The organism is Occallatibacter sp., from assembly GCF_036502485.1.
GTDB lineage: Bacteria > Acidobacteriota > Terriglobia > Terriglobales > Acidobacteriaceae > Telmatobacter.
The window spans coordinates 1-13050 of sequence record NZ_DASXYM010000008.1 but is presented as its reverse complement, the minus strand read 5'-3'; the positions used below and the strand labels follow the sequence as shown (position 1 = coordinate 13050).

The window sequence follows — 13050 nt, the reverse complement described above, 5'->3', positions numbered from 1 at the left end:
ACTTCAAGGTGTTGTAAGCAACCCGGAGCAACCAATCATGCGCATTCTTCAGCAGGCATTTCGAGTTTACACAGACATAAATGGTCTTGAAAAAGGCATCCGTTTCTATGAAGAGATTCAAGGAATTAAATGCGAAAGGAGAGTCAAGATACTCGAAACGGGAGTTGAGGCAGCAAAGGTCGGAGGATTCTTGATCCTGGCCGGCGATAAAGAGCAGATCTACGCTGTCCGCTTTGTGAATGCTATTTTCTATGTCGACTCACTCGATGAATTCTCAGATTTGCTCAACTCAAAGGGCGCTGATATCGTGCATGGGCCGCGAATTGTGACGGGAGGTAAGAACCTGACCGCCCGTCATGCCGATGGCCTGGTTGTCGAATATTTCGAGGCCGTAATAAAGGAGAACAAGTGATGAAAGCTTGGAGGATCGACCGCCTAGGCGGCAAGCTCAGTTATGTTGACATTCCCGTTCCAGAAGTTCGTCCTGGTAGCGTTCTTGTGCGTGTCCAGTCACAGTCGCTGATGTCCTACTTGAAGCCTTACATTGAAGGCAAACTCGCGGCTTACCGCGCGCCCGAGAATTTTGTTCCGGGTGGAAATGCAATCGGCACTGTCGAGGCTCTCGGTGCCGATATTTGGCACCTAAAGAAGGGACAGCGTGTCGTAACGTCATCTCACCTCGTCGCGGGAGAAAACGTCCGAGAGCCGGGGCAAATCCTCATAGGGGTCACATCTCCCGGTGGAGTCGGAGACGAACTACAGCAGTCGTGGAAGGACGGCACTCTTGCTGAATATGCACTTCTGCCCACCGATGTCGTGACTCCGATCGAAGGTCTGGAAAACCACGATCTTCCACAGTTGACGGCGATAACGCGATGTATTGTTCCATTCGGCGGTCTAGTGCGCGGGCGGCTTAAGGCGGGCGAAACGGTTATCGTGAACGGCGCAAGCGGTGCTTACGGTAGTGCCGCGGTGCTGGTTGCGCTAGCGATGGGTGCGAGCCGGGTTGTCGCTGCAGGGCGCGAAAGGGAGACCTTGGAGGAACTCGCAAAGGCTGGCGGCTCACGAGTCGTACCTGTAGCGCTCCAGGGCGATGTAGCGAAAGACACTGAGGCTCTGCGGAGCGCCGCCGGTGGCGGAGCAGATCTCGCGTTCGACCAAGTCGGCAATGCGAAAGATCCGAACTCGACGTTGGCCGCGCTTGGGTCTCTTTATCGTTGGGGTCGCATCGTTCTGATGGGCAGCAGCATGACTCCCATTCCAATCAACTACATGCAGGTGATGTTCAACAACCTGGAGATTATCGGGAATTTCATGCATGCGCAGAATGCATATCTGCCGCTATTGTCGCTGGTTCGCTCCGGCCTGCTCGATATGAGTCCGATCAAGCCAAAGGTGTTTTCGTTGCCTGATCTTTGGCAGGCGATGGAATACGCCGGCAACGCCGAAAGTTTGGAACTGGTCGTAGTGACTTCCACCGAAAGAAAATCGTGAGAACCCAGCAAAGCCCACACCCGTCGAATGCCTTCGGCTAGGAGCGAGTTATGAGTAGCTGTACACCGTCGCATTTGGCTTCTCAGCAAGCGCCGCCTTAATCTCCGCTTCTGCAGCCTTGGAAATGAACTCATCCTCTTCGGCTAGATGCATGAGAATGGGTGCATGAAGCCCATCGACTTCTTGCAGATATTTCTCAGTATCGGCGCCGTGATACCAGACCGCGGCGTCGATTCCGTCGTTGCGCGCAGCTGTCATGAAAACCATTAGTGCTCCGAGGCAATAGCCGAGCAAGGCAACCTTGCCGTTGCATTCCGGCAGATTGCGAACTGCATCGATCGTGTCTTTGATGTCCTTTACGCCGGCATCTCTGTCATAAGCCTGATACAGGCGAAGGCCGTGGTCCCAATCGGCCTGGGAGGTGACGTTCAGGTCGACGCCCGGCTCCTGCCGCCAGTGCAGGTCTGGAGCGACCGCGAGGTAGCCTTGTTCCGCCAATTCATCGCGGTGCTTCCGAGTGTCGGCATTCACACCGAACAGTTACTGCAGGACGACAACAGCCGAAGCCGGCGAGGTCTTAAGTCTTGCGATATACGCGTTAAATGTACCTCCCTGTCCTTGTACGGCGATGTGATCCATCATTTGCCCTTCTTAGGGTGGCTATATCGATAGAGAATCTCCGCCGACCGGGATCGGATTGGCGGAGATCATTTTGTCCGAAACCATGTGGCTACTCACCGATGGAGGTGGCAGCCTCTTCGATGAGCTTGGCTGCTTCCTTCGGGAAAGACATATAGGCCACATGGCTCGACTTCACTTCGACCGTCTTGGCCTTGGCGCGCCTCGCCATCATGCGCTCCTGTTCCGGGTTAATCGATCTGTCCTCAGTTGCCACCATGTAAAAGGTGGGCTTGTGCTTCCAAGCGGGATTCGTGACCTTGTGGAGGAACGAGTCGGTCGAGATCGGCACCTGCGCTATAGCCATGAACTCCGCCTCATCCCGTGGAATGTCAGCTGCGAAGTCGGCTACGAAATGCGCTTCCTCGATCCACCAGTTGCCATTTGCGTCCGGTTTGAACGCCGTGGACGCTTGCGGTAAGGCCTGTTCGATCGATCCGCAGCTCTCACCCTCATCGAGAGCAAAAGCGGCAATATAAACAAGCGCCGCAACGTTTGGATGATTGCCGGCCTCGGTGATAACAGATCCACCGTAGCTGTGTCCGACCAGGACGACCGGGCCGTCCATAGCGTCGATTGCAGCCTTCGTGTACCGTTGGTCGTCGGCGTAAGAAGTCTCGGGGTGCTGCACCACTGACACCTTGTACCCATCATGCTTGAGGATGTCGGCAACCCTCTTCCAGCCGGAACCATCTGCGAAAGCTCCATGCACAAGAACTACATTCTTAATATGCTGACTCACGATTATTCTCCTTTGCGGTAAAGATCCAGTCGGATCGGTTGATGTTCGATGTTGAACGTCCTTGCGCAAACCCGCTCTCGTGCCGCGCAGGACTTAGACTGCACTTGCAACGTAAAGACCTGTTGGCTGCTAGCTGACGTGTGCGTGTGTGGCAGCATCTTCGATGAGCTTGGCCGCTTCCTTCGGATGGGACATGTAAGCCACATGGCTGGAGTTCACTTCGACTGTTGTCGCATTGGCGCGCTTGGCCATCATGCGCTCCTGTATCGGATTGATCGACCGATCTGAGCCGGCCACCATATACCATGTCGGCTTGTTCTTCCAGGCGGGATTAGAGACCTTGTGGGTGAACGCATCGGTGGAAATGGGCACCTGCGCTATAGCCATGAATGCGGCCTGTTCCGCTGGAATGTCCGCCGCAACGTCCGCCGCGAAATGATCTTGTTCAATCCACCAGTTGCCGTCGCTGTCCGGCTTGAATGCCTTGGATGCTTGCGGCACGGCCGTTTCGATCGAGGCACAGCTCTCGCCTTCATCGAGAGCAAAGGCGGCGATGTAGACCAGTGCTGCAACATTTGGATCGTTGCCAGCCTCGGTGATGACGGATCCGCCGTAGCTGTGGCCGACCAGGACGACCGGCCCGCCCATGGCGTCGATTGCGGCCTTAGTATACTTTTGGTCCTCGGCATAGGAAGTCTCTGGTTCCTGCGGCACCGACACCTTGTACCCATCCTTCTCAAGTATCTTTGCAACGGCATCCCAGCCGGAGCCATCGGCGAAAGCACCATGCACCAGGACCACGTTCTTGATGCCGGATGGCGCCGCAGCCGCAACTCTAGCGGTCTTCCCCACCAGCAGAGTCACGCCCATGAACACAGCAAGGAGCATTACAGCCCAGTAAGCCTTCTTCATGATCATTTTCCTTTCTAGTTTGAGCTTCAGCGATTCGTGTATCGAGCTCGAACTTGCGACCAACCATAGTCGGGAACGAGCACGGTACTCTTGAAAACATGAACCACTTTTGTCGAATCCTGCTCAAATGCGGAGTGAAGGCGGGCGAAAGACCACTTCGGGCTCGAGTTTAAGGTGAGAACTCTAACCGAATCTCAAAACCGGGAAGATTTGCGTCTAGACGATTCCGAGCAACACCGCCCAGGACCGGTGAACTTGAGGATGGGATCTAGTCGTGTGGTTGAAGGACTTGGTGTTTGGGTATTTCGACAAAGCTCCTGTGACGTGACTGTTCACGCCTCCACTTTGCCGGAGTTGCACCGACGACATTTGAAAATGTTCGGGTAAGCGCGGCTTGATCGGAAAATCCAGTCTGCGCAGCAACGTCCACAAGCGAGTAATTCGTTTCCGACAACAGGGCCTTCGCGATCTCGACGCGCTTCAGAATCAGGTAGCGATGTGCGGAGGTCCCAAACGATCTCCTGAATGATCGCGCAAAATGGCTCACTGAAAGTCCACATTCATTGGCAAGTGTTTCCAGTTTCAATTCGCCGTCCAAGTGCTCATGGAACAAATCCACAATGCGGCGTCTTTGCCACGGCGCCAGGCCGCCCTTGAACTTCCGGAAGGCTTCGTGAGTCTGAGCGTACCGCCCGACAAGGTGCGAACAAATCATCAAGGTGAAAGAATCCATGAACAACTGTGAGAACATCTCCGGCTTATTTAGGCATGGCAAAATGGATTGCGTTAGGTGATGGAGTGTCGGGTCGGAAGTTCCATAAACGCAGTAGAGACGTTTAGCTCTAGGCACTCCAGCATCGTCCGAGAGGGAATCCAAGGTTGTACGCGGAACATGGTAATGGATCCAATCTATGGGGGCCTGGATTTCGAATGCTCGAATTTGACTCCAGGTCGCACATTGCGACTCCGCCCACCGGCCATGCCCCCGTCTTTGTGTGCCTGCCATCGGTCCAAAGTTCCCATTCCCCGGAGTTCGCATGATTGAGGTGAAGCGAGACGACGTAGGCCTTCTCGGACGGGATGGACGCAGTTCGTTCCGGGATGCCACTCCGTGCAATCAGCCGGGTAATCGCCAGTTGCGGCCGGACAACGGAGACCGCAGAATCGATGGCAACGTGTGGCGGTTGGTCTATCGTGAAATACTTCGCCATCTGCGCGCCATAGGCGTTTGCTGAGTTCGATGATGTCGTCATGGATAGCCCTGTTTCGGCAAGCGATTTTGTCTGACAGTCTCATCCCAAGACTCAAAAGAGCACGGACGGGGCATTCTTGAGCTGAAAGCACCTTCCGAAAGTATTGCCGAGCTTCGATATTCATTCCGGCGCAGGGCAATCATGAAACCTCCTCACCTCGCACATGCATCCGGCGCACAGAGGCTGCCGGTCTTCAAGAAAAGAACAGACGATATCTTTCCAAGTCGGATATGCCGGAAAAATAATCTGCTTGCGTGGCCCGTGTCGAATTGCAGGGAACAATGCGGACGTCGGATTGCGCCGGAGTATAGCGTAGCGCTAAAAAGAACGGTCATTCTTGTACAAAATGACCGTGGTTGAATGAGATAGCTCCCAGAAATGCTCGTGCTGAGCAGATTTATGGTCCTGTCAGTGACTAATGCGCTTCGTTTGGACTCGAAAACTGAGTCCGAATCGACAAATAGGACGGATATCGGCAATCCTCCGAGATGGTGTACCGCGTACCATACCTCTCGGAGTCGCCTGGCGGGGTAGCGGCTTACCCTCGTCGGGAATGAGAAGAGCTTTTGTAGAGGATGATCAGTGTCTGGTCAAGTAACTAGAACCCGCATCCTTCGGGTGGGGCTTGATTTGGCAAGCGCAGAGGGGCTCTGCAGGATCACCTTTGGTTCGGTTGCCGGACGCGCGAGCCTGTCAAAGGGTGGCGTTGTCGCGCATTTTCCACATTTGGACGACCTGAAGCGGTCCATCCTTGATGCTGCATTGGACCTTTGGAGCCGTACCTGCCTTGGAGTCGACACTGGCGTTGGAGGCGGGTTGCCGTCGCTGATTCGCTACCTAAATGTATGGATTGGATGGACGAGGAGGGCAGGACTACCGGGCAGTTGTCCGATCGCTCAAGCCATTGTTGAGTTGAGCTTCTTGCCGGGACCTGTTCGAGAGGCTGCCGCTGCGGCGGAATCTGTCTGGCGGCAGTCCCTCATTATGCTGATCCGTAATGCGATCGACAAGCGACACTTATTGCAGGATACCGACGTCGCCCAGCTGGCGTGGGACTTGCTTGGGATCTATCTGAGCCACCATGTCTCCAGCCATTCTCTTCGGGATCCGGACGCGGACAGAAAAGCACAGTTCTCGGTGAAGCGGATCGTTGCTTCTATAGAAGCGATTAACGAGGGAGCAGCTCACCAGAGACAAGGTGGTCAGTAGTAACCGCGCTACGACCGTTCAGTTTGCGCCAGCGAAACGGCGTTGTCCCTTCGAGCGTGGTAAACGCGCGTGTGAAAGCAGCCTGATCGCAGAATCCCGACCGAAAACCCACCTCTGCCAAATTCAGCTCGGCCTCGCGAAGCAGATTCTTCGCCGTGTCGATTCGAAGCTTGATGAGCCATTGATGAACTGAAGTGCCAAAGCTCTGGCGAAAGCAACGAGAGAAGTGACTCGGGGAGAGCTGACAGGCGGTCGCAAGGGCCGCAATTCTGATCTCGCCTTCAAGATGCGCACGCAACATCTCCTCGGTGCGAATCTTTTGCCAGCTCTCCAGGCTCGGCTGTGCCCGGAGAATTCCCTTACTGTTTCCATAGTGTTGCAGAAGATGTGTGCTCACAAGAAGTGAGACATCTTCTAATGTGAGCATGTTGAGCGGTTCACGGTTGCGCACCTGGCTGAGGATGGTCTTGGTCAATTGAGCAACCACGAGGTCCCTTTCAAAGAAGACCATCCGAAACGAATCAACTAGTTCAATCCTGTTGTCCGCTGCAACTCTGTCCAGCAGATCGCGCGATAAATAATAGTGTAGGTAGTCGAACGGACCTGCCGCCCACATCTCCATTGGCTTCATAAGATCGATTACCGTTGTTGCGAATGCGATCGAATGAGAGACGCCAACTTCTTGTCCGGAAATTCGTGCGCGCCACCGGTCAACCGGAGTTGGAGCTAAAGCCACGCAGATGAGCATGGCGCGGTCCTCAGGATAGGCCGGTGCCCGCTGCATCTCCATCGATCCACCCTTGAGCCTTGTGAGGGCGAAGTCGGGCACGCCAGACACAGTCTTGAGGGAGCAATCATAGAGCGGCGTCCGGAAGACCTCGGCTAGGTTGGCGCCGTAGAACTTCCGGTCGTGATCCGGCCGCGTCGACAACGGCTCCTTCGGAAGACTTTGCTTGCGAGCCATGCCCCCTCCGTTCGAGCAACAGCCTCAATATAAAGCACCTAGGAAAGGTGCGTCCACGTTCCTCCAAAGCAGAGCAGTTCAACTCCCAGGGGGCTCTCAAGGAGCGCATTATCGCCATGCACCTATTGAGACGCCGATCCCGCCTGTATGCGCTTGCGTCACTCCACAATTCAGGGCACCCCAGCACGCTGCCGCCGCAAGGTAATTCACTTTCAGCATTGCGGGATTGAGTTCCACTGTTTGGTCCCGCCTGAGAGGGCCAAGCGTGCGTCGAATCGGAGAACATTTTCCCTGCCCCGCCACTGCGGGCAGGAGGATGATCAATGCAACATGGCAGTCTCACTACCAAGTCTCGCCTCGAAGGTCCCGATGTTTGGCAGTTCCGTTGGTCAGAAAAAGGCCCTAACGGGAAGCGCATATATCGCAAGAGGGTGATTGGAACGATTGAGGAGTATTCCGACGAGGACGCCGCCCGAAGTGCGGTCGCCAGCCTGATTACTGAGGTCAACTGGGCGAACCTGCGATCGACTTCAATCACGATGACGGTCGCTCAGCTCTGCAGCCATTTTGAACAATGTGAACTGGCCCGAAGCAACACTTGGCGCAGCTATTCCACGAAAATGTGCTATGCGGTCTACCTGCGGCGATGGATCTTGCCGAATTGGGGAAAGCTCGAACTTCGTGATGTGCGGACGATCGAGTTTGAGTCTTGGCTTCGTCGGTTACCGCTGGCGAAGGGCAGTTGCGCGAAGATCCGGGGCGTGATGTCTGTGCTGCTCAATCATGCCTGCCGCTATGAATTCTTCGATCACAATCCAATTCGTCTCGTGCGTCAGGGAGCCCAAAGCAAAGCCGCCCCGAATATACTCAGCCCCGATGAAATCAAGACCCTAATAGACGGCTTGGCAATCAGAGAACGGACATTGGTTTTGCTCGCTGCGTCGACTGGACTACGACAGAGCGAACTTTTCGGCCTGAAGTGGCGGGACATCAACTTCGCCGATAGGTTGATCCACGTAACCCGGTCGATTGTCTGCGGAGTTGTTGGTCCTTGCAAAACCGAATCGTCGCAAAAGCCAGTTCCAGTTCATCCGATCCTGATCGAAACACTGCTGAAATGGAAGGAACAGCAGCATTACCGCAAACCTGACGATTGGGTTTTCGCAAGCAAACGCCACCGCGGTCGAAAGCCGTTCTGGGGTCAGGCGATTTTGAGAAAATTGATCCTGCCGAGGGCCCACGAATTAGGCATCGAAAAGCGCTTCGGGTGGCACACGTTTCGACACACGTATTCGACGCTCCTTAGGAGTGTGGGAACAGAATTCAAAGTGATGCAGGAACTGTTGCGACATTCTTCACTGCGATCGACCTTGGACGTCTACACGCAGGCAATCACACCATCAAAACATGCTGCTCAGGCGCCGTGATGTCACTTGTTATGTCTGCAGGCGGGAGTCAAACCGCGGTCTAATCCGGTAGAGGGATCGGGTGGAAATCGACGTCAAAAGGGCACAAAAGGGACACAGATCTATGTCCTTTTGCACCCTCTATGGTTTCCGCCCATCCCAGATAACTCATTTGGGATGTGTGGCGGGGACGACGGGGCTCGAACCCGCGACCTCTGCCGTGACAGTTGGAACCGAGATTGTAAGTTATTGATTCTACAGCGCACTGATGGCTCAGAAGGCGCTCAAAAGCACCCAAAAACAGCGTTCAGCACCCCAATCGAACCCTCGCCAGAGCAAAAAAGCAGAGGTCGCCTGGCCGGATGCTTGCAATCGGCACCTGATGATATTCGTGCATAAGCTGAATAGGTGATGGCAAGCCTCATGGTCCGGATCGGCCAGAGGAGACACACCGCGCGCGAGCCATCTTCGGAGAGTCAGTTCGCCCTGCGCAACGTTTGAAGATGGGAACTGATACCCGTGAGTCTACTTCGCTGACGGGCACTACACTGGAGATGGAAGCTTCGCCGTACAGTCGAGACTACTCGGATGCTCGGGGCGCATCCAACTTACGCGAGATCTCCTTGAGTTCGGCAAGAATGGCGCGGGGCAGCCGGTCGCGTACGTCCAGAGTTCCTTCCACTGACCCTCGCCGTCTTCGCCTCCTCGAATAGTTCCTGCATTTCGAGGGACACTCCCTGCAAACGTGCCTCGCTCTCTGTCCAATCTCATGCAGCATCGACAAGGACCCTGCTCCGGTATCGGCGCAATCCCCGCCGCGCTGTGGCCGGGCGCCGCTGGATCCTACCGATGAAGCCGCCTATCTTACCTGCTACGCGGTCGGTTTCTCTTCGGACAGTTTCACTTCGTAGTCCCTGATCGCTCCCGAGTTGTCAGTGATGGGGCAGACTTCAAATTCGGCAAGATCCTTAATCAGGCCCTTCAGGCTTCTGGCCCCGTACTGCCGGGCCGAGAAGTTTGCGTCGCGCTTACAAGCCTCATGATTGATGCGTTGGAATGTTGCTTTCCCATTTCCGTCCGTGAGGTTGCGCAAGAACAGCTTGAATTCACCCCTATCCTTCACGATGACCGGCTTATTGGCCTTTCGCTGTGTGCCAGCAGCCCTTGTTTTCTTTGCTCGCGAGTCGGCGGGGTTCTCGAAGGCGTAGAACTCCGTGCACGCCGCTCGAAGCGAAGCGGGAGTCGTTGGGCCTCCGAAGCCGAGAACGGGGAGGCCGCGTTCCCTGATTGCGATCGCGAGCCGCGTGAAGTCGCCGTCGCCTGTCACCAGGCAGAACGCATCAACACGGCGAGCATGTAATTCGTTCATCGCGTCAATGAGAAGAGCGATGTCAGCGGCGTTCTTTCCCGGCGAATTCGACACAACTTCTACCGGCAGTATGCCGTGCCTCCGGAACGTCTCTGCCCGGCTCGTCAGTCCGCGCCCGTACGCTCGCCGGTAGGTTGGATTCCACGCTTTATGCAATTGCTCAAACACAGAGTGAATCCCGGATTGATTTACGTTATCGGCATCAATGAGAACGGCAACGCGTGGCAGCCGTGCCCTCCGCGCAGCGAAGAGTAATCGCGCCACAAACGCTCTGAGCTCAATAGAAACCAATCGACTTCCCGCTCGCTAGCTGCCCGTTCGAACAATCATGGCAGAAGCGGTTAGGAGAAGAAAAGGAGAAAAACGTAACCAGACCGGAGTACCCGGGTGCATGCTATCGGCGCGTTACTCGCCGGCCCATCGTGGGTGGCGCTTCTGCTCAAGCTGAAAAACCTGTCCAAGGTCTCGCATGTCCACCCTCTGGCCGCACTCCTCACAAGGCGTAGAAGTGATCGCGCTCGTCCTGGGACTCTCCTCCTTGTCTCACTCCGATGATTTCTTCCGGCGTAAACATGCTTCTTGGGATGCGTGGGCACGGGGTTCAGGTACAGACTCTACTTCCCCCAGTTCGGGCGTGGGACGTGCCCACGTCCGTGTGTACCAATCCGTCGGCCTGAATACTGTCGGCCCAGTGCGGGGAAGCCAAGCCGCCGTGTTGAGCGGCCTGATTTGGCGAGCCGACTAGCTCCGAAAGTTCGAAAACCCGACACCAGAAGGAAGGGGCATAGTTCCGAAACTCGCATGCGTCGATGCGGCTCGAGGAGTGATTTGGTGATTTTGCATGACGCCAAATTTCTACAGGCCACAGCGGCGTTTCCGGGTAGTAAGTCGTGAGAACGCCGCATAATGGGTCGTCAATGAGCGCTTTGGCCCTTTGGCAATTCTCGACATTCGAATGAACGGGCACAGACTTACCCATTTATGAAGCTGCAGACGAGTGGCTGGATCGGTGCATGGGCCACCTGCCGAACAGGTATTGAATTCGTCTTACCCATCTACCTGCGGAAAGCTAGAGCCTCCCTCGATTGCACGAATGACCGCCGTCAGCTCCGACGGCAAATCAGACTGGGTCATTTGCCGAGCAACGGCAGGTGGGCCAAATGTCACGCCGAATTGTTCCTGAGTCCATTGGGACAACTCTGATAGAAGCGTCTTACCAGGTGCTATGGCAAGCCTGCCGTCTTCCGACTGCCATATCCTCTCAACGCGGACTCGCGAGGCTTTGTTCGCGGTGGCAATATCCAGCCTGCGATTAGCTTGTATCATTGCCGACGCAAAAGCGTCTTCAATCGATCGGCGCTCTGCTTCGCAGATATTGAGAAGCTTCTGGCGAATTTCCTCTGCGCTGGGCACCTCCCCTTCCTTGATCCGGGCCGCGAGGACCCGCCGGATAGCCCTTGGCTGCAGCAAAAAATTCTCGATCTCCTTTTGCCTCCAAATGTGGAGGTGGACTCCCCGGTTTTGAGCCTCAATGTATCGATCGGCAATCTCCTCTTCAGTGTGGTAGTCGGAATCTAAAATACAGTAGGTTGCAATGCGATCGCCCACAGCATTTTTCAAAGTCATAGAAGATCCAACGGCGTATGGCCAACCATTCCAGCCGCCTATTGGAAGAGATGGAATTGCGTCGAGCGGCAGATCGGCATCAGGAAATAGGGTCGAATGGAAGTGCCGAAGAAGGCTCATGTCCTTACCTTCGACTAAGAGAAACCTCCTTGCACTCCAAAGTCGCGCGAGATGAACGTTGTGTATCCCCCCAATCTGATCGATAAGGATTTGAACTCCTGGCTCATTGTTCGCGTAGCGGGATTTCCGATCCTTTTTATCAATGATCAGGATGTTGCCAGGGTCGGCTTCGGCCATGATTTCAACGGAGTGCGTTGCGACAATGCATTGTCGAAACCGTCCGCGAGCGAGTCGGAATAACTTGCGTTGAAGATCCGGGTGCATGTAGACATCTGGTTCATCGAGAACTACGGTGCAATCTGCAGGAGTTCGGGAAAGGAACCAGATCGTCTGAAGCCACATTTGCAAGCCGTGTCCCATCCACCCAACTTCCGCCACAAAGTCCCCGTCTCTGACGGAAAGAGACAGTAATGTTCCTTCTTTAGTTACCGCCTGTTGGATTGGCTCTAGGCTCAGGCCATGCCAAGTCTCCTCCGCTAAGGCCTTGAACCCTGAAAAGGATTCTTCGATTTGGAGCAGTTGGTTGCGGAAATGACGCGAAGACAATCGCGAGTTCATCTTTGCAATCACGCGCTCGTCGGTGAGGCGATGCTCTTCTGTCAGAAGCGGTCCTATCTGGGGTAAAACGCTTATCCACGGTACCTTAAGATCGAGAAATTTCGCTGCAGAGCTAATCCAATCCGAGTTTGATTGAATTGTGGCGAAGACCGCTTCTTCTCGACCTACATACACATTGATCACGACACCTTGGCGAAAGGTCGCCGTGATTACAGCTGGAGGATTTCCGTATCGATGAAAAACGTTGTTTGAATTCAGTCCAAGTTGCGAAATGCTCGGCGATATTCCCTTTCTGAAGCGAGGCAAATCCAACCAAGGGGGAGCAGCTGAAAACTGTGCGCCCCGTCGGTTGACGACGGCGGCGACGAGGCGTAGCCCTTCGATTAGAGAAGACTTGCCGGCATTGTTCTTCCCAACTGCCACGACGATCGGCTCGAATAGGACCGTGTGATCATCAAAGCATCTGAAATTCTGCATCCGGAGTTGACGAAGCATCCGCGGCACGCCCTTGTCTCAGAAGGAATAGAGGCCATTATAGGTTCACGGTTGACGGCGACCTCGGCGATTCGTACCGATATGTCGGCATGGCGACTGGAATCTCGTGCACCAGCATTGGAACATGATCCCCAGCGCTCCCTAGGCTAGTGCGTTTCCTAGTACTGATTTTCGCAGGCTTGCTCCACAGCGCTCAATCAGTGCATGGTATTACCTCCATGAGC

Annotated in this window: 12 protein-coding genes; 5 read left to right on the top strand and 7 right to left on the bottom strand. The window is 54.9% G+C overall.

What is annotated here, in order from left to right; translation table 11 throughout:
- The first annotated feature begins 37 nt into the window (after nucleotides 1-37).
- Nucleotides 38-412 (top strand): VOC family protein, encoded by a 375-nt coding sequence (locus tag VGL22_RS01485; protein ID WP_465265101.1) that lies wholly within the window; start codon nucleotides 38-40, stop codon nucleotides 410-412.
- Nucleotides 412-1494 carry a quinone oxidoreductase family protein gene (locus VGL22_RS01480; RefSeq protein WP_465265100.1) on the top strand — a complete coding sequence of 361 codons (1083 nt, stop codon included), beginning with the start codon at nucleotides 412-414 and terminating at the stop codon, nucleotides 1492-1494. The genes VGL22_RS01485 and VGL22_RS01480 overlap by 1 nt, the downstream gene beginning before the upstream one ends.
- A 48-nt stretch (nucleotides 1495-1542) precedes the next feature.
- Here the strand turns inward: VGL22_RS01480 and VGL22_RS01475 are convergent, their stop codons facing one another.
- The 4 genes from VGL22_RS01475 to VGL22_RS01460 all read right to left on the bottom strand — a co-directional run bounded on the left by VGL22_RS01475 (nucleotide 1543) and on the right by VGL22_RS01460 (nucleotide 4559).
- The gene (locus tag VGL22_RS01475) at nucleotides 1543-2025 is read right to left on the bottom strand and encodes a dienelactone hydrolase family protein (protein ID WP_465265099.1); all 483 of its coding nucleotides are present in this window, start codon (nucleotides 2023-2025) and stop codon (nucleotides 1543-1545) included.
- Between the two features lie 199 nt (nucleotides 2026-2224).
- The gene (locus VGL22_RS01470; RefSeq protein ID WP_465265098.1) at nucleotides 2225-2914 is read right to left on the bottom strand and encodes an alpha/beta hydrolase; all 690 of its coding nucleotides are present in this window, start codon (nucleotides 2912-2914) and stop codon (nucleotides 2225-2227) included.
- A 129-nt stretch (nucleotides 2915-3043) separates the two neighbouring features.
- Nucleotides 3044-3826 carry an alpha/beta fold hydrolase gene (locus tag VGL22_RS01465; RefSeq protein ID WP_465265097.1) on the bottom strand — a complete coding sequence of 261 codons (783 nt, stop codon included), beginning with the start codon at nucleotides 3824-3826 and terminating at the stop codon, nucleotides 3044-3046.
- A gap of 268 nt (nucleotides 3827-4094) precedes the next feature.
- Entirely contained in the window at nucleotides 4095-4559 is a 465-nt protein-coding gene (locus VGL22_RS01460; RefSeq protein ID WP_465265096.1) for a helix-turn-helix domain-containing protein, read from the bottom strand.
- 304 nt (nucleotides 4560-4863) lie between these two features.
- On the opposite strand from VGL22_RS01460, the gene VGL22_RS01455 reads away from it, so the two are divergent.
- Both VGL22_RS01455 and VGL22_RS01450 read left to right on the top strand, forming a co-directional pair.
- Nucleotides 4864-5061, top strand: a complete 198-nt coding sequence (locus VGL22_RS01455; RefSeq protein ID WP_465265095.1) for a hypothetical protein — start codon at nucleotides 4864-4866, stop codon at nucleotides 5059-5061.
- 600 nt (nucleotides 5062-5661) lie between these two features.
- Nucleotides 5662-6288 (top strand): TetR/AcrR family transcriptional regulator, encoded by a 627-nt coding sequence (locus VGL22_RS01450; RefSeq protein ID WP_465265094.1) that lies wholly within the window; start codon nucleotides 5662-5664, stop codon nucleotides 6286-6288.
- On the opposite strand, the gene VGL22_RS01445 is transcribed toward VGL22_RS01450, so the two are convergent.
- Nucleotides 6248-7252 carry a helix-turn-helix domain-containing protein gene (locus VGL22_RS01445; protein ID WP_465265093.1) on the bottom strand — a complete coding sequence of 335 codons (1005 nt, stop codon included), beginning with the start codon at nucleotides 7250-7252 and terminating at the stop codon, nucleotides 6248-6250. The genes VGL22_RS01450 and VGL22_RS01445 overlap by 41 nt on opposite strands.
- A gap of 323 nt (nucleotides 7253-7575) precedes the next feature.
- On the opposite strand from VGL22_RS01445, the gene VGL22_RS01440 reads away from it, so the two are divergent.
- Nucleotides 7576-8679 carry a tyrosine-type recombinase/integrase gene (locus tag VGL22_RS01440; protein WP_465265092.1) on the top strand — a complete coding sequence of 368 codons (1104 nt, stop codon included), beginning with the start codon at nucleotides 7576-7578 and terminating at the stop codon, nucleotides 8677-8679.
- Nucleotides 8680-9529: 850 nt separating this feature from the next.
- Here VGL22_RS01440 and VGL22_RS01435 read toward each other — a convergent pair.
- Together VGL22_RS01435 and VGL22_RS01430 are read right to left on the bottom strand one after the other, a co-directional pair.
- Entirely contained in the window at nucleotides 9530-10291 is a 762-nt protein-coding gene (locus VGL22_RS01435; RefSeq protein WP_465265091.1) for an NYN domain-containing protein, read from the bottom strand.
- A gap of 783 nt (nucleotides 10292-11074) precedes the next feature.
- On the bottom strand, nucleotides 11075-12826 hold the full coding sequence (locus VGL22_RS01430) for an ATP-dependent nuclease (protein WP_465265146.1): 1752 nt from the start codon (nucleotides 12824-12826) through the stop codon (nucleotides 11075-11077).
- Between the last annotated feature and the right edge of the window lie 224 nt (nucleotides 12827-13050).

Excerpts from the sequence above, each read along its gene's own strand:
- VGL22_RS01485 (WP_465265101.1), top strand. The coding sequence starts at position 38 with ATGCGCATTCTTCAGCAGGCATTTCGAGTTTACACAGACATAAATGGT.
- VGL22_RS01480 (WP_465265100.1), top strand. The coding sequence starts at position 412 with ATGAAAGCTTGGAGGATCGACCGCCTAGGCGGCAAGCTCAGTTATGTT.
- VGL22_RS01465 (WP_465265097.1), bottom strand. The coding sequence starts at position 3,826 with ATGAAGAAGGCTTACTGGGCTGTAATGCTCCTTGCTGTGTTCATGGGC.
- VGL22_RS01460 (WP_465265096.1), bottom strand. The coding sequence starts at position 4,559 with ATGGATTCTTTCACCTTGATGATTTGTTCGCACCTTGTCGGGCGGTAC.
- VGL22_RS01455 (WP_465265095.1), top strand. The coding sequence starts at position 4,864 with ATGATTGAGGTGAAGCGAGACGACGTAGGCCTTCTCGGACGGGATGGA.
- VGL22_RS01445 (WP_465265093.1), bottom strand. The coding sequence starts at position 7,252 with ATGGCTCGCAAGCAAAGTCTTCCGAAGGAGCCGTTGTCGACGCGGCCG.
- VGL22_RS01440 (WP_465265092.1), top strand. The coding sequence starts at position 7,576 with ATGCAACATGGCAGTCTCACTACCAAGTCTCGCCTCGAAGGTCCCGAT.
- VGL22_RS01430 (WP_465265146.1), bottom strand. The coding sequence starts at position 12,826 with ATGCTTCGTCAACTCCGGATGCAGAATTTCAGATGCTTTGATGATCAC.